A 21,108-nucleotide genomic window follows, 5' to 3' on the forward strand; every position below is an offset into this window, starting at 1 on the left:
AAAATATTCATCAAATATTTTCCTGATTTTTTAACTATTCTGATTCCTGAATTTTAACTCCTGAATTCTGACTAGACAACTGCTGCACAAATCTTTAATGTTCTGGCGAATTTAATCCCAACTGTAATACAGCTAAGACTTGCTGCATATTGCCAGTAAGTAAATTTGACATTGACAATCACAAACCAGGAAATACTTGACTTTTGATAATTCCATCTACATCCACTTCTAAAGAGACATACTCTCCTTGTTGCAGGCTAAACCAATCTAGTTTGTTTTCAAATATTTGCCAAACAATATATTCTTTTACTCCATTACGACCATAAACTTTTTTCTTGTCATGTAAATCAATAGCAACACTACTAGCTGCTATCTCTATTACCAGTTCTGGCGCACCTTTGATGTAATCATCATCGCTCAAACGAGATTGCCCTTGAGCTATTGGTGTGATTAATAGCACCCCATCTGGTTGCAGTTCATTGTCTCTATTTAAGCAGAGTGTTGGTTTAATTCCACTGTATTGAATTAAAACCAACAATTTCCCGAATGGAGAGGACAGGGGGAACAAGGGAGAGTGATTGAACAAGTTTCTTCTTTGCCTCTTCTCCAATGCCCAATGCCCAATCCCCAATGCCCCATAATATAAGAAAGCGCTTCACACTTCTTAAATAATCAGCTTTATTAGAACAATGGCGAGAGACTTGCGGGGATTCATTAAAATTTTGGAAGAAAGAGGACAATTACGGCGAATTTCAGCTTTAGTTGACCCAGATTTAGAAATTGCTGAGATTTCCAACCGGATGCTGCAAAAAGGTGGCCCAGGGTTGTTGTTTGAAAACGTCAAAGGTGCTTCCTTTCCGGTGGCGGTAAATTTGATGGGAACTGTGGAAAGGATTTGCTGGGCGATGAATATGCAGCATCCAGAGGAGTTGGAAACTCTGGGGAAAAAATTGAGTATGCTGCAACAGCCGAAACCACCGAAGAAGATTTCCCAGGCGATAGATTTTGGAAAAGTGCTGTTTGATGTGGTGAAGGCGAAACCAGGACGAGACTTTTTCCCCGCTTGTCAGCAAGTTGTGCTTCAAGGTAATGATTTAGATTTAAATAAGTTGCCTTTGATACGTCCTTATATTAATGATGCTGGCAAGATTATCACGCTGGGACTAGTAATTACCAAGGATTGTGAAACTGGTACTCCGAATGTAGGAGTATATCGTTTACAACTACAATCTCAGAATACGATGACGGTTCACTGGTTATCGGTGCGGGGTGGGGCGAGGCATTTGCGAAAAGCAGCCGAACGTGGGAAAAAATTAGAAGTTGCGATCGCACTTGGTGTAGATCCTCTAATTATCATGGCAGCTGCCACACCCATCCCTATAGATTTATCAGAATGGCTGTTTGCTGGACTGTACGGCGGTTCTGGCGTGCAGTTGGCGAAATGTAAAACTGTAGATTTAGAAGTTCCCGCAGATTCCGAATTTGTCTTGGAAGGAACGATTACACCAGGGGAAGTCTTACCAGATGGGCCTTTTGGCGACCACATGGGTTATTACGGTGGTGTAGAAGATTCGCCGTTGATTCGCTTCGAGTGTATGACGCACCGGAAAAATCCGATTTACTTAACAACATTTAGCGGTCGTCCACCCAAAGAAGAAGCGATGATGGCGATCGCACTAAATCGCATTTATACGCCCATACTGCGGCAACAAGTATCAGAAATTGTCGATTTCTTCCTCCCAATGGAAGCTTTGAGTTACAAAGCGGCGATTATTTCCATTGATAAAGCATATCCAGGACAAGCGCGACGGGCGGCTTTAGCATTTTGGAGTGCCTTACCACAATTTACATACACCAAATTTGTAATTGTGGTGGATAAAGACATAAATATTCGCGATCCGCGTCAAGTTGTGTGGGCCATTAGTTCCAAAGTTGACCCAGTGCGAGATGTCTTTATTTTGCCAAATACACCTTTTGATACGTTGGATTTTGCCAGTGAAAAGATTGGCTTAGGTGGACGGATGGGAATTGATGCAACTACAAAGATTCCGCCGGAAACAAACCATGAATGGGGTTCGCCTTTAGAATCCGATCCAGATGTGGCGGCGATGGTAGAGAGACGATGGGCGGAGTATGGTTTGGCAGAGTTGCAGTTAGGAGAAGTAGACCCGAATTTGTTTGGCTATGATATGAGGTAACGTGTTAGATAGAAACTGGTAAAAATCTCTGCTGGCTATCAGCTTAACTGATTTTTATCAGTTTAACTTACCCAAAACTAACAAAATATTAGAATGAAAAAGCTGGAGAACATAGCCTGATATAAATATCTCTTTGATCATCAGCAAAAGCTACGACGGGCTACGCCTAAGCAATCTATCAAACTTGCTAGTGGGATGGCTGTTTCTCTTAAGATCGCCGAACTAACTGTAGTTTCGACTCCATTTAATTTGTCGTAAACAGCCGTGCTAAGATTCATTTCTTCGGCTTTTAGGCGATAGGCTGCGCTGACTGATGGGTGAATCCCGCATACTACTAAACTCATTAGTTCCACAATCCTGGAAAAAAGTAGTTCTCGCGTGTACTGGGATGAAGCGTTTTCCTCAAATATTTGATTGATTGTATAAGAGCGCGAATACTCTTTCCATAAGCTCTCGAACCATTACACTTATTGGACTCTCTTTGACAAAACGCTCAAATATTGCACCCAGCATTCACCATATCCTCCGCTACTTTTTCCTTTGCGATCGCATGGCATTATTATCCGGCTATTTGTCACCTTCACAGGGCTAGGGTGTAGACTAATTCTTGGGCGTGGGCAAGCATTGTCTTGCTAATTTCCGAATACATTTCACGCCCTTTGTCTCATGTTTTGAGCCGAGCGCGCAAATCCAATATTTGCGATCGCCGCCGGAGGCGATCGCACTCTCGCAAAACGGGTATTTGACCACAAAACCAGTCAGGCTATAGGTTCGGGAAGCTTATCCTTTAATTTTCAGCGATCTTTGACTTTAAGTCACATTAACTATTATCAAACAATCGCTTCTTGTATCTAATTTTCAGTTTCGCAAAGGCTTGCTCAATTACATATTCTGGTAATTCCTTAACAGTAAAGCTATCTCAGCAGAGGTGAGGACACAAACCCTGGTTTTACCTTTTATTTATCCCGTCAGTTTAAACCGTTCTTGTAAAATACAAGCACTTACCATTCCTGTCAGAGTAAAAGTTACTTGAGTGCGTTTACTGTCATCCATTTCGGGCAGTTGATCTAGGAGTGCAATAACTGCTTTTTGGTCGTAGAACGGTAGTGATTTCATCACCTCGCCTCGCAAAGTATCCTGGAGTAGTTCTTGCAATGGCTGATTGCTTTGCAGAGCATAAGGTGGAGAAGAATACGAGTGCTTTTTACGATAATACATCGTGTCTGTCAAGAAAGGGCGTGCCGCTTCTCGCAGCACATATTTTTCGGTCGCACCACGGATTTTGAGTGAAACAGGAAAGTCACGCACTAGCTCAACCACATGATGGTCAAGAAATGGCAGACGCCCCTCAATAGAATGTGCCATTTCTACACCATCGCCCAGCATTCTCAAAACGTAGTTTGGCAAAACCGTTTTAGACCACAAAGAAAGGGATTGATTGACGGGTTCCCGCCCAGTTAGTTGACCCTGTACATCTAAGCGATTTAAAAAAATCCGAAAGGCATCGCGTTCTGCCACAAAAGCAGCAAATGCAGGCGTATAAAAAGGGTAAAGCTTCTTTATACCGGCTTTCATCAGGCCAGCTGAAATATTTTTGAGCCAAGTTGGTACAAAACCTAAAGTCCGCTGCACGCCCTTTAAAGGCATCTTTGATGCATCAGTTTCTAATAAAAGTGCAGAAACTGGATTGTTCAATTGCAATTCTGCTAATAGCTGCTGTACAGTCTGTTCATCTTGTCCTTCTCTATTGTAGAGCAACATATCCTCATGCATAGCGACATATCCTCCGAAGATTTCGTCAGAACCTTCACCCGTAAGTACAACTTTGTAACCCATATCTCGCGTCGCCTTGCTCAATAGATATTTGCCAGCCGTGGAGATAGTGTTGGAAAGCCTCTCACCGTAATAAACGGCATCGGCAAAGTTGCTGACAAGATCGGATTGGCTGACTGGAAGGATATGAAGATTTGCCCCGACATGTTCAACTGTCTCGCGAGCGAAAGCTTGTTCGTCATAAGGGGGTTGATCAAAGGCGATAGTAAACGCCTGTATCGGGTGAGAGGTATGTCTAGCTGCCATTCCCAACACAGTAGACGAATCGAGTCCACCGCTGAGATAGCAGCCAACTGGTACATCAGCTTGCAAGCGGAGTCGAATCGCTTCGTCCAATAGACCCGTCCAAAATATAATCTAGGCAAAAAAAATGGTAGAAAGTAAAATTAGCAGTCTACCACTCTGATTTAAAATGTGTATTGTCTTTGATTATATCCAAAAATACCCGGAGAGAACAAAACAGATTTTGGGTATTAGTCACGAGCAGTTTCAAGCTCTACTTGAGTCCGCTTTCAAAGAACATCTCAAAATCCAGAAGGAAAAAGAAACGCAAAAAATAAGGATTAATTATCCTGGAGGAGGACGGAAAGAAATATTATCAATTTCACAGCAAATATGTCTATGTCTGTTTTATTTGAGACAAATACCCACCTTTGAAATATTAGGAATGTTGTTTGGTGTATCTAAAAGCGAAGCTCATGTTACTTTTCATTACTGGAGAAAAATTATCCGGGTAATTCTCCCATCAAGTTTACTAAAACAGATTCAGGAAAAAGAAGGAGATTTGATGATTGTACAAGAAATATTGACGAATTTTCAACTCTTAGTAGATAGCCTAGAACAGCCTATTGATAGACCATCTGATAATGAAAAGCAAAAAAAGTTTTATTCAGGCAAGAAAAAACAGCATACTTTAAAAAGCCAATTAGTAGGTTTGCCAGATGGGAAAGATATTATTGATGTAGCAGTAGGATTTCTTAGTCCAATATCAGACATCAATTTATTTAGAGAATAACAGAAAAAATTTGATTCTGAACAAAAATTTCAAGGAGATAAAGGATATCAAGGTGGTAAAAACATTACAACTCCTCAGAAGAAAAAAAGAAACCAGCAATTAACTGAGCAACAAAAAACCGAAAACAAAATTCTATCAAGCAAACGTATATTTATTGAACATTTAATCAGACTCATGAGAATCTTTCAAATAACTTCACAAAGATTTAAACTGAACTCGAATGTTTATCAAGAAATAATTTTAACAGTTTGCGGTCTGATTAGACTACGAATTGGTACTTTAGTTTTACGCAGCTAATTAACATTAATAAAAATTAGCGATCGCATAAAACTGTGAACCTCTATTTTTCTCCTCTAAACTATCATTAACGGTATCAAACCCTAATTGTTACGTTAACATAGAATCTGCAAGGATTGGTCTCAAAGCCTTGTAAATACTTGCTTGTAAGTTTTAGGATGGGTCTATTGAAATGACATCAGCAGATGGGATATCTGCAAGGTTACGAGTTGCAGTCCGAATTAAATCCGGGCATTGCTCAATACCAATTAGTGTCAGATCATGTTCATCCAGGACATTACCGCAAAGACTATATTCTTGAATCCATAAGTAGATATGTTGTAGCAGTAGACCATTACCGCAGCCGAGTTCAACAATCACTCTGGGTTGCTCCTTGACGTTCGGAGCATTAAAAATTGACAGAATGTGATTTTTAAAAATCGGCCATAGCTCAAAGTGGCCTTTTTCTACCATTTTTCTACCTGGGCTACGAGTCATACTGTCTAATCAGTACAAGCTTTTCATACTATGATTATTATGTAAGTACACTAACATGAAAATTGATAATTACCTCACGAAAAATTCACATATCTGTATATAGTTAAATTTAATATACTCTGTACTGAATGGCATTAAGAAAAGCTCTAAGCTACCGAGAATAAGGGTTATAGCTTTTAATGCCATTGAGCAGTAATTATCGCTCTTTAAAGAAACACTTTGCCTAAAGCTTATTTAGCAAGGATTTGAGAGGATGGATTATTTGGCGTAGCTGGAGAAATTGGCACAAGTTCAAGACCTTGAGTATGAGCTTTGTTCCTGAGATTTTTGAGGACTTGCTCGTTATATTTTTGCTCATAGTAGTCCCTGCCAGGGTCTAAATATTGGCAATCCTGATTATGAGAATAATTATCACTATTATTCAAAAGTATGCAAAATTTCACTATTCAGACCATACCGAACTTGAAAGGCGATCGCATTCTAGTTTTAGAGGTGCGATCGCCTGGAATAATCACTTCATGTATCTCATCTGTAAAAGCTGCGATCAAAAATTTTACAGCAAAGCAAATGTGTAATTAACCCTATTTGACATACCTTGTTATCGACCAAGACTGCACAATTACAATACTTTTTACTGGGGTAATTGCGGGGATGGTTGAGGTAATACGGGGTGTGATCATAACAATTGCATTGCGCTTTGATCGCTACTTTTATCGTAAGAACCACGTAAGGTTTTCCCGTCAAGTGCGACAACTTCACCATTAGTTATCTTAGTTATGGATTTCATCCAATCAAGAAAACATGACTGGAACTGCTGGGGATAAATTTTATGCAAATACCCGTGCAAATGTATCGTGTGACGGAATGCCATTCGGGAGTTCTAAAAATGTTTTTAACCATTCATACTTCGCACTAAGCTCAAGTCTCTATTCCCACCCAACCATCTGCCCCACAAATCACTGCACAGATAGCAATCGTCATGATATCAATTAAATTGTGTCGTTTAGTGCGGTCTATTCCTGGGTCTTCTATTCCCAAAAAATCGCCAGAGCGGTTTTTCCTTTCCCTACTCCCTCAACTTGACTGCTAAATAGGTATGCAGGAGCAATTTTATTCTGTTCGATTGCTTCAGTCAGGAGAAGTTTGGCGGTATGCTGTCGGGTGATTTCTGTAAATGGGTTGTTTTTCATATCGTAGAAATTTCAGCAATTCGACTGGTTAGGTTGTCAACTCCGCTTTTGAGTTCGGCTTCGAGTTGTACAAGTAAAGTAAGGCTGTTTTTAAGCTTTTGAACGCCTACAAACTTGACTTCCTCTTTGAGGTAATACAATCTTTTGGGGTTTTTCAGTTCGGCTATGTCTGCAATCTTAGTATCAGATAATTTAGTTTCTACCCCAGCTTTGGTTATTAACCAAGTGCGGAAAATAGAGGTAAGTGTTGCTACTATTTTCAGCGGGTGTTCATTATTATTTAGTAGTTTAGATACCTGCACTACTGCCAAATTTGGATGATTCCTTAACATAGCAATAGTAAGCTTTAGGTAGTCAGTATTATGATTACCAACGAGCTGTTTTACTTCCTCAACAGAGATTATTTTTCCACTTGCATAAACAGCAAGTTTAGCGAATTCGCGGCTCGTGCAGTGTTATTGCCAATTGCTTCGGCTAGATAATTAGTGACATCTGGCGTGAGTTTAACTTGATGTATGGCTGCATACTTTCCTATCAAGTTAACTATCCCCTTTTTATCCCAACTAGAAAGTAGGGGAAACTCTTCTTGTTGGGCATATTTTAGGATAGTTTTTACTACTGTCTTGCGCGAATCTGGCTTTTTATTACCAGTAATTAGTAGAATGTTGCTTGAAGGTATTCGGGAAAAGTGATTTTCAAGTTCTTGGTTATTATCTTCATTTAATAAACTTCCAATTAGAGAGTCGCTGTTTGTATGAATAATTTTGTTACCCTCTCCAAAGGGCAAAGTCATCACCTCGGTAAAGACTTTTGCAGCAATATTTTTCTCATCTCCAAATAGCTTGACGTAATTGAAAACTTTCCATTCTGGATGAACATTTTGATTCACTAAATAATCAGTTCTTTGATTGAGTAAGTAGCTATTTTCGCCGTAGTATAGATATACACTCATGATAGATTAGATAAACATTTAGTTATCAGGCGTTATTCGTATTGGAGGAAAAGTAGCGTGAGTATTTGAGACAGCAAGTAATTGAAACAGAACTTTGTTATAGCATCTACCATACTAGTTTCCTTGATTTCTTGAAAGCAAAATGGGAATTGAAGCCAACGCGAAAATTGTTTCAGAGTGTAAATCAGCGAATTGTAGATTACATAGAACAGGAGATGACTTGAAGTGAGGAACGTAGACGATTTAAAAAAAGTGAAAAGTCCTGCTCGGGAACGAGTTGACTTTGGAGTTTACCCTAGCCCTGTGAAGGTGACAAATAGCCGGATAATAATGCCATGCGATCGCAAAGGAAAAAGTAGCGGAGGATATGGTGAATGCTGGGTGCAATATTTGAGCGTTTTGTCAAAGAGAGTCCAATAAGTCTAATGGTTCGAGGGCTTATGGAAAGAGTATTCGCGCTCTTATACAATCAATCAAATATTTGAGGAAAACGCTTCATCCCAGTACACGCGAGAACTACTTTTTTCCAGGATTGTGGAACTAATGAGTTTAGTAGTATGCGGGATTCACCCATCAGTCCGCGCAGCCTATCGCCTAAAAGCCGAAGAAATGAATCTTAGCACGGCTGTTTACGACAAATTAAATGGAGTCGAAACTACAGTTAGTTCGGCGATTTTAAGAGAAACAGCCATCCCACTGGCAAGTTTGATAGATTGCGTAGGCGTAGCCCGTCGTAGACATCGCTCCGCAGCATTGGAATGTATTTGCCGATTTTGAACTTGAACAGCTTGCTTTTATTCTCCAAGATTTGGCTTCGAGGGTTCGTTTGAAGTCTTTTCTCAAACATATCCGTGCTTCAAAGAAGAAGAAAGACCCTCCCAAGTATGACCCTCAACATCCACATGTCTCGACTGCCAAACTTTTGGCGACTCCAAAAAAGTCACCTTGACAGGGCTAGAGTTAGAAGTTAGAAGGTAATTCAATACTCATCACTCAGTACTCAGCACTGATTACTGATTACTGATTTTGGCGACAAATTCCAAATGCTGAAGTGTAGGCGTGTAAAAAGGTTCTGCCACCAACAGGGCCGATTTCACCGCCACAGAAAAAGCCACCAACAGGAATATCGTTAAGGTAGCGCTGAAATAGTTCAGAATCGAAGTTGGGTTTACCATAGAGTCCTTCACCTCGTCCCAGACAGGAAAACATCAAGGCAGCTACGGCAGAGGGTTCAGATTCTCGCTGGTGTTGATAACTTTGCAGGAGTAATTCTAGGTCTTCAGCGGAGGCTTGGGCATCGCGTAGATGGAATTGCAGCCTTTGACCAGGACGGACGCGATCGCCAATTGCGATCGCCCCAGCATTTGGATCGACTCCAAGAATACCACGAATTAAAAAGTCTCCTTGCTGCAAAGCCAGCTTAAATCCATCCATTGCTACACCAACAAACAGAGAGTGCTGTGCTAAAATGCGTTCTTGTTCGCTGAGACTAGCAATCAAATCTCGTAACACCACCAGAGGCACTTGCTCATCTAACTCTAGAATAATATTGCGATCGGCTTTTGTGACTTGCAATGGCTTGCCAATCGGTCGGCATCCTTGGGCGACAATCGTTTCCAAAACAATATTGCCAGTCAAAGCTATACCAACAGTGCCCTCACGATACAAGTTTTGCTGTTCCTCACCGTTAGTATCGTTACAAAAAAGGGCAACACGACCACCCATACCTCCACCACTAGCCTGTCCCCCCACGATCGTCGATCCTGGATAAGCAAAATCTAGCCCCTGCAACAAATCGTTGATTCCAGAGGCGAAAGAACTAGATAACAAAATGAACTGCGGTGTCGGTGATGGTGGCACACCGATCAAATCAAGCCAAGCATCTGGTGAACTGTCTAAGTCAGGTAATTCTTCAGCAACAACATGAAAAACTTGAATCTTCACTTCTGGAAGGTGTGCTAAAGTCAAGCTAATAGCTGGTTCCGCTTCCAATTCTTGGGTTTCTCCGCTAACTGTCGTCCCAATCACACCTCCACCACTACAGCCAATTAGCACAGGCACAGAAAGTTTTTCAGCCAACAAGGGTAACAGTCGGGAATACTCACTCGTAAAAGCAGACGAAATGAATACCAGTCCTAGATCCGCAGGTGCTGTTAATGATGAAACAGCTCGTTCTACCACATCTGTAACAGCGGCTTCCAGAGAATGACGGGTTGATAGGGCATTTGCCCACTGCATTTGGTCTGCCATGAGTTTTGAGCTTCTTTCTCTTTTTAGGCTAGTAGATTTTGACTTTTTATTTTGGGAAGAATTGCATCTTACAAGAATTGATGCCAGCCTTTTATCTCCTCCATCCCAAGAAGTTGGGGTTGTCATTCCCTAATATAGGCATCTAAATATATTGTATGATTATTTATCTATGCTACTAATTCCACAAAATCTTAAAAAATAAAGGTAAATGCATTATAGATAGGGTAGCTTGCCGTATTGGTTATAAATCAATAGGCTAAAACACTAACTTATGATCGGCTACATGGTTAGAATGGTTAGTAATTAAGCGAAAAACTGCCATTTCTGAACATTTTCTATACTAGTATTAACAACACACAACGAGACTAAAGCAATGACCAACATCCAAGAAACAGCAAAAGGCGACATCCAAGAGAAAATCCAAGAAGAAGTGGAACAAGCGCGTACTGTCTGTGATACTAACGGTAGCAACTCACCAGAGTGTGCTGCTGCTTGGGATGCAGTAGAAGAATTGCAAGCCGAAGCTTCGCATAAGCGCCAAAGCAAGCCAAAAAACTCTCTAGAACAGTATTGTGATGACAACCCAGATGCCATTGAGTGCCGGGTTTACGATGACTAGAAATTGAGGTAACTGGATTTTCTGTTGTTTGGTTAGCAAACAACCAGAATTGACCAAAGAATACGCCTAGAGTGGGGGACGCGGAAACTCACCAATATCCTCCACTCGCAAGCGTTTTATTTAAAGCCCTCGATTTTAGTCGTGGAAACAAAAAATAAATTCCTTATTTGAATCAATAGGCTTCTTCCAAAGGGATAAGTTGCGATTTTCATAAATTAAATAATAAATTAATTGGCAGTAGGGGCGTACATCTGTACGCCCCTATAAATTTTTTGTAATACTCGTGACTTCTAGTCATACGAGGTTCAATAAACTATTATCAAGAAGAATTCAGGATGAATTGGAGTCCGACTGACTCCTGAATAAAAGGGTTTAATACCCCTGCCTTATTTAGCAGTCTACAATCAGGTAGTGGTATAAAATCCCACTTTATTTATTCGGACTCCTGACTTCTTTTTATCTATTGTTTGAGAAAAAATATGGACTATAATATTTGGTTTCGACCTTTCGTCTGGATTGATTACCGACTGGCAGTATTATTCCTGGTAATTATTCCGCTAATTCTTCTAATTTGGGCATTTGTACAAAAAGCGGAAGGCATACAACGCTTATTGGCTATATACTGGCGAGTATCAAGCTTGGTAGCAATCACGATTTACTTAATGATTGCCCAGTATCCAGTTAGCTTTATCTCTGGGTTGATAGCTCAGATTTTGATCCCGATTTCGCTGTGGTTCTGGGTGGATATCAACGATGAAATTGAGTATCAAACCAGTGGAACTTTGAAATTTATTTTTACCTCTTGGCGCTGGGCGACAACTGTTTATTGTTTTTTGGGCACACTAGCCTTTATCCCTTTTTTGCGTTGTGCTTTTTCTGGCAATATGCTAAAGACTCCCTATTGTAGTGTCTGGTTCGAGGCTCCGTTACTATTCAAAGAATATTTTCATGCTAACAGCAAGGCTGAGTTCTTAGGTTTTCTTGGCATAACTAGTTTAGTAATTTATGTGCTTTACTTGAGCTATTTTGTTTTGATTAAGCTGGGCAAACAGGGACGTTCAGCCACACCACAGTAACCGTCGCTGCACCACCTTACCCTTACTCTTAAAAAAATGAATTCCATTGGCAAGCGACTGGAACAATACACCGCTAAACGCACCAAAGAAGTCCTAATTGTAACGGTGGAAATTGCCGATGAGCAAGATACAATTGCTATTTTCAAAGGCTTTTCCAGTTCTTTGATGCGCCCAACGGCATTTGATGCAGATGTACCAGTTCTACCAGATGGGGCAAACATCCTCAACATTGACCGAGTAGCGAGTCCTTACAATCCTGAAGTACCCCGTTATATTCAACAAGGACTCTCTTGGGAAGCTATGGAAGCTTTATTATTAGAAGTAGGTGTTTGACTAATTACGAATTATGAATTAGTAATTTTGCGGAAAGGCTGACTTTCAGATTGTTGATGGAGCAATATCTACGACGGGCTGTTCGATGACCCACTGTGAGCATTATTGCGGGATATTATGCTGAATTGGGCAGTTGTGCGGAAAATTTCGAGATCATGTCCGAAAAGGCGTGTTATTAATAAATATTCTGTACAAATACCCTGTATGGGGTAGTTATCTGGAAAGTTTCGTATATGTAGCTGTTGGAGATCATCTTGAGCAAACGTAGAATATTATCTCAATACATGGTAATTACTCTTTCTACAGATGTAATTCCGTCCAAAGCAATTTCACTCCTCAACTTTTCTGATGAATCACTAGATTCATCTTTTGCCAATGGTGATTTAGTTGTATTTTTAAATGAGCTTTACAACGAATCTAGTCTTCTTCTTAGTGAAAGTGGTGATATCTCTGTCTCTGGTGAACATTTTAGACACTACATAACTGAACAGAAACTTGAAAGAGGGATTGAAGAAAGTTGTGATTTCGCTGAACAATTTACTAAATATGCTGTGAATGCGCTTCCTACGCCTGCTGCCGCTGAAACGTACAAACTAATTAACCCAGAATATTTCTTTTCCAATGTAAGCTTTGGAAGAACACTGAAATATCTTATTGCTTGGGATAACCTTTGTAGCAATGTACTCGCTGAAAGTGCCTTCTTCTCACAAGCCCATTTGCTTGAAGCACGTACAGATATAGATGCATCAGTGGATATGGCTGCCCGGTTTTATTACAAACAATCATTCCAAATACTTCGCGGTTTCTTAGAGAACGCGGTTCTACCAGTGCATTTTTGTAATCAGCCCAATGAATTTGATGAGTGGCGGTCTAATAATTACCATACTCCTGCACTTCGTGGAAAAAACGGACTCCTAAATAAATTAGTTGTTTTAGGTCTGATTACTAGTAATTTATCCAACGATATATCCGATCTTTACCAACAGCTAAATGGCAGCATTCATGGCGGAGAAAAATATTTGATACACAAAGGATTACACAAAAATTCATGGAGTGGCTTGCTCTTTAAAGAGCAAGATTTTTTGGATTGGTGTACAGCAGTTTCTAAAGCTATAGAAGTGGGTGCGAAGCTGCTTCAAATCAATGTAAAACAGTTAATGAACTTACGAAGTTCAGGTGATGTTGTATGTGCAACTTGTCATAATGATAAATATCTAAAACTGGAAAAGTTTATGTTTGGCGGCAGGAACTTTAAACAGTATTTATGTGCTGTATGTGGTCATCAATCAACCTTTGATGAGGATGGTCATCTCTCTCACAAAGTTACACAGTATGAACAGTAAGTTTTTTGAAGTATTATTTTGACTTTTAAACTTAAAAAATGTCTCGTTCTGGATACACACTCCCGGTATTTGCGTGCGCTGCTGCTGTTGCAGCTTTACGCTGGTTACACGATCGCAAACCCCTAACTTTAGCATCTATAGATTTGATTGAACCCGCTCAAATCGTAGAAATCCCCATTGAACAGGTAGCAGGACTATCTGAGAATACAGCTTTAGCGATCGCTCGCAGCGATCCTGGTGATAATCTTGACCTGACCAAAGATACACCGATTTGGGCATTGGTGGAATGGAGGGAAGAGGGTGAGGTAATAATTATTAAAGGTGGGGAAGGGATTGGTAGGCAATTAAACGCTGATGACAAGCCAGCTATTTATGCTTATGCTCAAAGGCTGTTGCAAGAGAATTTGCAACGAATGCTAGCACCGGGGGAAAAAATCACGGTGACGATTATTCTACCTGAAGGGCGATCGCTTGCTGTTAGAACTTCAAATTCTGCCTTTGGTGTGGTTGAAGGACTTTCCCTTTTAGGCACAACCGGTATTTCTCAACCCTTAAGTACACCAGATCAGCTTGCCGTTTTTCGGGCGGAATTACAAAATAAAGCCAGTAGTTTTGAGAGTTTAGTATTTTGTATCGGCGAGAATGGCCTAGATTTGGCGCGTAAACTAGGGATTAATCCCGAACAATTGGTCAAAACTGCTAACTGGCTGGGCCCAATGTTAGTAGAAGCTGATGTGCTGGGTGTAAAAGAAATCTTATTATTTGGCTATCACGGTAAGCTAATGAAACTGGCTGGAGGGATTTTTCACACCCATCACTACTTGGCTGATGGACGGCGGGAAATTTTGGCAGCGCACTGTGCGATCGCAGGTTTAAAATCACCAGATATCCAAGCTGTGTTTAACAGTGCAACTGCTGAAGCAGCACTAACACACTTAAAATCGCTAGATGCTGAAACTGGTAGTGATTGGGTAAATAAAGTTTACAGTGCGATCGCCGAAACTATCGATGTTCGTGCCCAAGAATACATCCAAAGTCATAGCGAAAGTGGCAAAAAAGTAACAGTCTGTGGCTCTATTCTCTTCGATCGCGATCGCAAAATTATCGTGAAGAGTAAAACTGCTGGTCTGTTGATGGGAAAATTATGTTAATTTATTATGAATAATCGTAAACAATCCAAAAAAATAATCCTTTAAGTAACCACTCTAGGGTAGATTTATCGTTTTAATACCATCTCCAACTTCGGGACTTGACAAATGCACGTAAACTCGCGTTTGTCAGGGCTTTCTATACCATTATCAGCCTGTCCAGGCTGGATAATAGCATCACCATAGACCACAAAGCATCTATTTATCCTTAACAGATATAACACTTCCGTCATGAATACAGCGGTGACTCTACCAACAGAACAAGCGCCCCAAACATTGGAAACTTTTGGGCGGCTTGATCGCCAATTGATTGTAATTCTGGATTTTGGCTCTCAATATTCTGAGCTGATTGCCCGTCGCATCCGCGAAACTCAAGTATACTCCGAAGTTTTATCCTATCGCACTACTTCTGAACATTTGCGCCAACTCAATCCCAAGGGAATCATCCTCTCAGGTGGTCCAAGTTCAGTTTATGGTGATAATGCTCCCCATTGTGACCCAGAAATATGGAATTTGGGAATACCCATTTTGGGTGTTTGCTATGGGATGCAGTTGATGGTAAACCAACTTGGTGGGGAAGTGGCAAAGGCCGATCGAGGTGAATACGGTAAAGCCTCATTATATATTGATGATCCCACAGATTTGCTTACTAATGTTGAAGATGGCACTACCATGTGGATGAGTCATGGAGACTCAGTTATCCAAATGCCATCAGGGTTTGAATTGCTAGCACATACAGAAAATACTCCCTGTGCTGCTATTGCTGACCACGAAAAGAAGCTTTACGGCGTTCAGTTCCATCCAGAGGTGGTACATTCTCTTGGTGGTATAGCATTAATCCGTAATTTTGTCTACCATATCTGCGATTGCGAACCTACTTGGACAACAGCGGCTTTTGTAGAAGAGGCAATTCGAGAAATTCGCGCCAGAGTTGGCGATAAGCGGGTGCTGTTAGCGCTGTCTGGTGGAGTGGATTCTTCTACCTTGGCTTTCTTGCTATACAAAGCAATTGGCGAGCAACTGACTTGTGTGTTTATCGATCAAGGCTTTATGCGGAAATATGAGCCAGAGCGATTGGTAAAGCTGTTTCAAGAGCAGTTTCACATTCCTGTTGAATATGTTAACGCCCGCGATCGCTTTTTGGCTAAAGTTGCTGGGATTACAGATCCTGAAGAAAAACGCCGCCGCATCGGACACGAATTTATCAGTGTATTTGAGGAAACATCCAAGCGCCTCGGTCACTTTGACTATCTAGCTCAAGGAACTCTTTATCCAGATGTGATTGAATCTGCGGACACCAACGTTGATCCCCAAAGTGGTGAGCGGGTAGCGGTGAAAATTAAGAGTCATCACAATGTTGGCGGTTTGCCCAAAGACCTAAGATTTAAATTAGTGGAACCACTGCGGAAACTATTTAAAGATGAAGTCCGTAAACTTGGACGTTCCATTGGTTTACCAGAAGAAATTGTTCAACGGCAACCTTTTCCTGGGCCTGGTTTAGCAATTCGTATTCTGGGGGAAGTTACATCTGAGCGGTTAAATATTTTGCGCGATGCCGATTTGATTGTGCGGCAAGAAATTAACCAACGCGGTATGTATCATGATTTCTGGCAAGCATTTGCTGTATTGCTGCCAATTCGTAGTGTTGGCGTTATGGGAGATCAACGTACTTACGCCTACCCCATTGTTTTGCGGATTGTTACCAGTGAAGATGGCATGACTGCTGATTGGGCGAGAGTGCCTTATGATGTCCTGGAAGTGATTTCTACTCGAATTGTAAATGAGGTAAAAGGGGTGAATCGGGTGGTTTATGATATCACCTCTAAACCGCCTGGAACCATTGAATGGGAGTAATCAAGTTTTAATTTGACTTAATTAAAAGCTGATTACTCTTTACTACGGTTCAGATTACTTGCAGGAGTTTAGATTCACATACAGCAGTTTGCAAGTTAATAGTTAGGTGTATTACTTCTGACTCCTAATTTCTGACTGGATCTGGAGCGTCTTCGGCTCCGTTTTAATAAGCTTGAGTTAAGGGTTATTGGTGTAGATAATTGGTCTTGAAAGACGCAATTCATTGCGTCTCTACATCTAGGTTTTGAGCTTATCTAAACTGTATTGATTTAAAAATGACAATGCCGACCTGACTCGTTTTAAGACTAGGCATTGTCTATTTTTTTGACTTTTTTCAAGCTCCATCCAAATCCAAACCTGTTAGTAATAAAGCAGTCAGTAGTTAGCAAGATTATTGAGTGAACTTAAACTATTCGTTAAAGTTAATTTTGATATGTAAAGGAATTTAAACATTAACATAATTTTATCCAGTCGATAATTATAAATGCCAGTGAATAATTAAGCATCAATTGGATGGTAACTAGACAAATTGAGTTATTTTCTAGGAAAATCGGCGCGCTCGCAGTAAAATTACCAATGGTATGGTGACAAAGAAAAAAACAAACAGCTCATTGGAAATATATCATTCGATCAATGTTAATGGAGATGTTATGGAACCTGCTCTTCCCCTTGCTGGCTTAAACATCCTCGTAGTTGATGATGATGATGATAGCCGCTTTTACATTACTACTGTGTTGGAAGCTGATGGAGCCACCATAATGGCAGTTGCATCGGCAGCGATAGCATTGAAAGTATTACCTGAGTTGCAACCAGATGTCTTAATTTGTGATATTGCTATGCCTGATGAAGATGGCTACACCCTTATCCGCAAGATCCGGGCACTAAAGCCCGATATTTATGAAAAACTTCCCGCGATCGCCTTAACTGCTTATGGTGATAGCGAGTATCGTAGCCGTGCTCTGGAAGCGGGTTTTCAGACTCATGTGGCTAAACCTGTCGATCCAGGAGAACTAGTTGCGATCGTCGCAGAATTGGTTGCTTCTTATAAGAGTTAATACAAAGATGCAGTTATTTGTCGGTCGTTATTTGTTATTTTCCTGATCATATTTTTAAATAAAGAAATTAAGGTTATAGAACATCACTTTTGGTAAGGTATTGGCTTGGGAAAAAAATGTTGGCAATAACACAATATACTTAGGTTCAGGCTTGCTCCCCCCTAACTCACCTTTTTAATCAGGGAATTAAAACCAGCCTTTTTAAGGGGAACCAGCATAGTATAAGGCGTGATTTAGAATTGCTGAGACTACTTTCCTCCAGTTTCAAAGCTAATTTGCTCAGATTTATATACTGGTGGCTCGACGTGAATTAAAATTCTCACTGGACGGAATCGTTCTTCTAATCGGCTTTCTACTTATTCGGTGATGTGATGGGTTGTTTCTACATCTGATGCATCTACTACTTAGATGTATTTCAATGAATACTTGACGACCAAGAACCCCACGAGAAGCGATCGCATGACAGTTAATTACACCTGAAATAGAAGTCGCGATTGCGTGTATTGCTTCTGGTGCGATCGCCATTTGATCCACAAGCCAAGGCAAATTCTCTTTTAAAACTGACCAGCCGCTCCAAAATACCAACAAGGCGACAGGAAAAGCTAACACCAAATCCATCTATTGATAACCTAACTTAATCTATTGTTATTGAGCGTTTTGACATTCACACTTGCTTCGGCTTGTGCAATAATATTGACCACAGTGTTACTTATCAAGAAGTTTTAATAAAAAAGATATGTCTTCAATTCCTCTAACATTGAACTTAATTGAAGGTTCAGTCTCCTTTAGCTTTTCACCCCAAGCAGCACGAGAATTAAAGACAGCGACGGATCAACTGATGGAACGCCTAAAAGCGATCGCCGTTAAACCCACTCCTGGCGGTGGTAGAGTCACTCCCCAGCCTCCTTTGGAATATCGTTATACGGGTGAAGTATTTTTAGAAGTTTTTTGTAATCCGAATATCTGGCCAACGCCCTTCGCAGCCAAAGTTTTGCTGACTGTCCGCAATGTCAACATTCGCTTGACTACTGAAGCTGAACTTACTCGCATCATTGAAGACATTAATCAATATTTAGAGCAAGTAGGATAATAGTTCATCCGATTTTTCTATGCTTTTCGAGATTTTTTCAGGAAAAATACGATAAAAATTTTGGATTTTCTGAAGGTTGAGCCAGTTGCTGGCGGAGGTTCCCTTTGTGGTGGCAACTGGTGACGGTTAGCCCGACTTAGCAAACTTTTCCAGATAGATTGTGGCTTTGAACAGCAAGCAGGTTATCACTTACTTGAGGGAAGCGATGCAATAAATTGCGAGTCAAAAGTGAAGTTCCTGCACTTCTATCAGATCGATGTAGGAACTTCACAGAATCTACATACTAAACTTAAGCCGTGACACCATATCTACACAACAAATGGTTTTGATGCCTTCTTTAACTTGAAAAGTTGTATAAATTCAGACTCAACTGCTTCTGTGTTAATCAAAAACGCAAGATTCTGTATAGGGCAATGCTCATTAAAAACCAGAGATTATCCCCCAGATTGAACGTTGAATCGTTGATGGTGACATCCACACATCAAAAACAAACTCCCAATCCCAAAGCCGACATCAAACATTGATTAGTCGTTGTCCCACTGTTCACGACCAATTAGATCGCCAATGCGATCGCGTAACAAAAAGTCACATTTCTCTAATTCACATTCAACGCAAACCCACTCTCTGGCTGGAATGTATTGGCAAAGGGTATATATTGGCTGTTGTCGGCTAATCATTCCCTTTTGCACCAGTCGGCGTGCTTCGTCTTGAATCACATCTAGAGAGTAGTAATTGATAGAAGGCACCGTATTCACACTCATGTTTTTTACTCACAAATTAACACTTACGATAGTGTTCCCGTTAATAATTAGGAACAAACATTACAGAAATTAGACTTGTGGCTAAGATTTTGTAGTTTGCTATACGGAACTGTTTTTATTTTGACGCTACATCTCCAAAAAATATCTCAAGAAATGTTAAGAAAGTCAACGAATCCTGACATATAGGGAAAATCCGCTTTACAAAAAAAATTCCGAGTAGTTAACTTAACCTGCTTATGTAGCTGTATGACTTTGATGCCACAAGTCTGAAAGTCTTGCCATTACTGTTTTTAGGCAAGATTTTGTGGGTAGGAAGAGTTTATATCGCGTAGGCGTAGCCCGCCGCAGGCATCGCTTACATATCAAATAATCACCCTAAAAGCTGGATCTATAACTGCTGGTATTCATCTAAGGTAAACAACACAATAATATTTGTCAGTTACTTTGGTATAAACTGTTGCAAAACATCAGGGCTAAAGTATACTACAAAGGCTTTAACCATAGCATCTGTTAACAATTTCTTAAGTAATTCCGAAATTTATTAGTTAATTTCAGCACTAACATCATCCAGTTTTATTTTGAAAAACATCTGTAAAAGGGTGGAATAATACTAATTCAAAATCAGGACATACATAAACAGGAGTCAGAATTCAGAATTGGTGAATATTCCATCCATAAAGGAATGGAGTTTTAGCAAGGAAGAATGTTTAAAGCTTGTTTCACCCACAACAAGAGAAGTGTCTTGCTGAATTAGGTTATGTTTACATTAAAACAGACGCGATCTAGTCACGTCTGTAAACTGTTTGGCGGATTTGCTGAGATTAATTGTTCTGAAGTTACATTGTTGTTTTAGTTACTTATTCGGAGAATTCCTGATCATTTGGACCAGTGCTGTCTTCTAGTGCTACTAGATTTTCTGGTGGGCGATCGTGGTTAAGTTGGTTTAGTAGTGCCAATACCTTATTACCGCGTTCTATGGAGCGATCTTCGAGAAATATTACTTCTGGTGTACGACGTAGCCGTACCCGCGCCCCAAGTTCGCTGCGGACATAACTCGTAGCTGACTTTAAGCCTGCCATTGTTTCTACCTTAGCTTCATCCGTACCATAGATGCTGACGTAAATTTTGGCGTGTTGGAGATCGCCGGAAACATCAACATCAGTAACACTGACCATTCCACTACCCACACGGTCATCCTTAATGCCGTTAAGCAGCATTTGGCTAACTTCCCGTTTGATCAGTTCAGCAACGCGGGAAACCCGACGATTTGTAGCCATAAAAATTTCGCCTCATCACAGAGGTTGTACGACAAAAATAGATGCAAGTTGAGTAGACAGTACTTAGCAGGAGCAACGCCAAGAGCAACCGTCTGTGGGGCACAGCCCCGATATAACGCTAGTCTAGATTGTACTCAACCCCAGCATTGCCCGTAGGGTGAAAGTTAGGAAGACTAGGCTGCTCACAAATAAACCCAAGATAGCGATCAAGGTGATAGGGCGTTTCAACAATGGCACTAATGGCGCAAAGGTGTTCAGAAACAAGCCTAAGACGATCGTAATTAAGTATCGGGGGTAGCGAAAGACGTTATCCCAAAATCCGTCAAACATCTGAATCTAA

At 40.6% G+C, this 21,108-nt stretch carries 21 protein-coding genes and 4 pseudogenes; 12 read left to right on the plus strand and 13 right to left on the minus strand.

Annotated features, from left to right (window positions below; all coding sequences use genetic code 11):
* Positions 1-94: 94 nt before the first annotated feature.
* Positions 95-502, minus strand: a pseudogene (locus tag NLP_RS20850) (Uma2 family endonuclease); the annotation flags it as partial.
* A gap of 187 nt (positions 503-689) precedes the next feature.
* On the opposite strand from NLP_RS20850, the gene NLP_RS20855 reads away from it, so the two are divergent.
* Entirely contained in the window at positions 690-2,198 is a 1,509-nt protein-coding gene (locus NLP_RS20855; protein ID WP_104908058.1) for a UbiD family decarboxylase, read from the plus strand.
* Positions 2,199-2,338: 140 nt separating this feature from the next.
* Here the strand turns inward: NLP_RS20855 and NLP_RS20860 are convergent, their stop codons facing one another.
* Complete coding sequence (locus tag NLP_RS20860; protein ID WP_104908059.1) at positions 2,339-2,542, minus strand: hypothetical protein; 204 nt, start codon at positions 2,540-2,542, stop codon at positions 2,339-2,341.
* A 616-nt stretch (positions 2,543-3,158) separates the two neighbouring features.
* Positions 3,159-4,367, minus strand: a complete 1,209-nt coding sequence (locus NLP_RS20865; RefSeq protein ID WP_199784656.1) for an asparagine synthetase B family protein — start codon at positions 4,365-4,367, stop codon at positions 3,159-3,161.
* A gap of 130 nt (positions 4,368-4,497) precedes the next feature.
* Between NLP_RS20865 and NLP_RS20870 the strand changes: the two are divergent.
* Positions 4,498-5,343: pseudogene (locus NLP_RS20870) on the plus strand (transposase).
* 153 nt (positions 5,344-5,496) lie between these two features.
* On the opposite strand, the gene NLP_RS20875 reads toward NLP_RS20870, so the two are convergent.
* Entirely contained in the window at positions 5,497-5,820 is a 324-nt protein-coding gene (locus NLP_RS20875; protein ID WP_104908061.1) for an AprA-related methyltransferase, read from the minus strand.
* 398 nt (positions 5,821-6,218) lie between these two features.
* Here NLP_RS20875 and NLP_RS33395 point away from each other — a divergent pair, with 398 nt between their 5' ends.
* A complete protein-coding gene (locus tag NLP_RS33395; RefSeq protein ID WP_234017005.1) occupies positions 6,219-6,395 on the plus strand; it encodes a hypothetical protein in 177 nt (58 codons plus the stop codon).
* A gap of 104 nt (positions 6,396-6,499) precedes the next feature.
* Here NLP_RS33395 and NLP_RS35080 read toward each other — a convergent pair.
* From NLP_RS35080 to holA, 4 genes and pseudogenes are all read right to left on the minus strand, one after another.
* Positions 6,500-6,858: pseudogene (locus NLP_RS35080) on the minus strand (ISAs1 family transposase); the annotation flags it as partial.
* Entirely contained in the window at positions 6,849-7,010 is a 162-nt protein-coding gene (locus tag NLP_RS20885) for a hypothetical protein (protein WP_234017006.1), read from the minus strand. The pseudogene NLP_RS35080 and the gene NLP_RS20885, both read right to left, overlap by 10 nt.
* Entirely contained in the window at positions 7,007-7,342 is a 336-nt protein-coding gene (locus NLP_RS35085; RefSeq protein ID WP_234017007.1) for a hypothetical protein, read from the minus strand. The genes NLP_RS20885 and NLP_RS35085 overlap by 4 nt, the downstream gene beginning before the upstream one ends.
* 68 nt (positions 7,343-7,410) lie before the next feature.
* Positions 7,411-7,962 carry a DNA polymerase III subunit delta gene (holA, locus tag NLP_RS35090; RefSeq protein ID WP_234017008.1) on the minus strand — a complete coding sequence of 184 codons (552 nt, stop codon included), beginning with the start codon at positions 7,960-7,962 and terminating at the stop codon, positions 7,411-7,413.
* 543 nt (positions 7,963-8,505) lie between these two features.
* On the opposite strand from holA, the gene NLP_RS20895 reads away from it, so the two are divergent.
* Positions 8,506-8,739 (plus strand): hypothetical protein, encoded by a 234-nt coding sequence (locus tag NLP_RS20895; RefSeq protein ID WP_104908050.1) that lies wholly within the window; start codon positions 8,506-8,508, stop codon positions 8,737-8,739.
* Between the two features lie 240 nt (positions 8,740-8,979).
* Here NLP_RS20895 and NLP_RS20900 read toward each other — a convergent pair whose 3' ends face one another.
* Complete coding sequence (locus NLP_RS20900; protein WP_104908062.1) at positions 8,980-10,212, minus strand: FIST signal transduction protein; 1,233 nt, start codon at positions 10,210-10,212, stop codon at positions 8,980-8,982.
* A gap of 373 nt (positions 10,213-10,585) precedes the next feature.
* On the opposite strand from NLP_RS20900, the gene NLP_RS20905 reads away from it, so the two are divergent.
* From NLP_RS20905 to NLP_RS20935, 7 genes are all read left to right on the plus strand, one after another.
* Positions 10,586-10,831 (plus strand): Calvin cycle protein CP12, encoded by a 246-nt coding sequence (locus NLP_RS20905; protein WP_104908063.1) that lies wholly within the window; start codon positions 10,586-10,588, stop codon positions 10,829-10,831.
* 479 nt (positions 10,832-11,310) lie between these two features.
* Positions 11,311-11,907 (plus strand): DUF3177 family protein, encoded by a 597-nt coding sequence (locus tag NLP_RS20910; protein WP_104908064.1) that lies wholly within the window; start codon positions 11,311-11,313, stop codon positions 11,905-11,907.
* Between the two features lie 36 nt (positions 11,908-11,943).
* Positions 11,944-12,240, plus strand: a complete 297-nt coding sequence (locus NLP_RS20915; RefSeq protein ID WP_104908065.1) for a DUF7734 family protein — start codon at positions 11,944-11,946, stop codon at positions 12,238-12,240.
* A gap of 254 nt (positions 12,241-12,494) precedes the next feature.
* Entirely contained in the window at positions 12,495-13,583 is a 1,089-nt protein-coding gene (locus NLP_RS20920; RefSeq protein WP_158680484.1) for a hypothetical protein, read from the plus strand.
* Between the two features lie 38 nt (positions 13,584-13,621).
* Positions 13,622-14,734, plus strand: coding sequence for a cobalt-precorrin-5B (C(1))-methyltransferase CbiD (gene cbiD / locus NLP_RS20925; RefSeq protein WP_104908067.1), 1,113 nt, complete (start codon positions 13,622-13,624; stop codon positions 14,732-14,734).
* Between the two features lie 228 nt (positions 14,735-14,962).
* Complete coding sequence (gene guaA, locus NLP_RS20930) at positions 14,963-16,585, plus strand: glutamine-hydrolyzing GMP synthase (RefSeq protein WP_104908068.1); 1,623 nt, start codon at positions 14,963-14,965, stop codon at positions 16,583-16,585.
* A 650-nt stretch (positions 16,586-17,235) separates the two neighbouring features.
* Complete coding sequence (locus tag NLP_RS20935) at positions 17,236-17,640, plus strand: response regulator (RefSeq protein WP_104909958.1); 405 nt, start codon at positions 17,236-17,238, stop codon at positions 17,638-17,640.
* A gap of 248 nt (positions 17,641-17,888) precedes the next feature.
* Here the strand turns inward: NLP_RS20935 and NLP_RS20940 are convergent.
* Positions 17,889-18,258, minus strand: a pseudogene (locus NLP_RS20940) (cation diffusion facilitator family transporter); the annotation flags it as partial.
* Positions 18,259-18,376: 118 nt separating this feature from the next.
* On the opposite strand from NLP_RS20940, the gene NLP_RS20945 reads away from it, so the two are divergent.
* A complete protein-coding gene (locus tag NLP_RS20945) occupies positions 18,377-18,730 on the plus strand; it encodes a hypothetical protein (protein WP_104908069.1) in 354 nt (117 codons plus the stop codon).
* 524 nt (positions 18,731-19,254) lie between these two features.
* On the opposite strand, the gene NLP_RS20950 is transcribed toward NLP_RS20945, so the two are convergent.
* The 3 genes from NLP_RS20950 to NLP_RS20960 form a co-directional block, all read right to left on the minus strand.
* On the minus strand, positions 19,255-19,491 hold the full coding sequence (locus NLP_RS20950) for a DUF4327 family protein (protein ID WP_069073690.1): 237 nt from the start codon (positions 19,489-19,491) through the stop codon (positions 19,255-19,257).
* An 857-nt stretch (positions 19,492-20,348) separates the two neighbouring features.
* Positions 20,349-20,768, minus strand: coding sequence for a 30S ribosome-binding factor RbfA (rbfA, locus tag NLP_RS20955; protein WP_104908070.1), 420 nt, complete (start codon positions 20,766-20,768; stop codon positions 20,349-20,351).
* Positions 20,769-20,891: 123 nt separating this feature from the next.
* The gene (locus tag NLP_RS20960) at positions 20,892-21,098 is read right to left on the minus strand and encodes a DUF751 family protein (protein WP_104908071.1); all 207 of its coding nucleotides are present in this window, start codon (positions 21,096-21,098) and stop codon (positions 20,892-20,894) included.
* Positions 21,099-21,108: the final 10 nt, after the last annotated feature.

It is taken from the genome of Nostoc sp. 'Lobaria pulmonaria (5183) cyanobiont', from assembly GCF_002949795.1.
Classification (GTDB): domain Bacteria; phylum Cyanobacteriota; class Cyanobacteriia; order Cyanobacteriales; family Nostocaceae; genus Nostoc.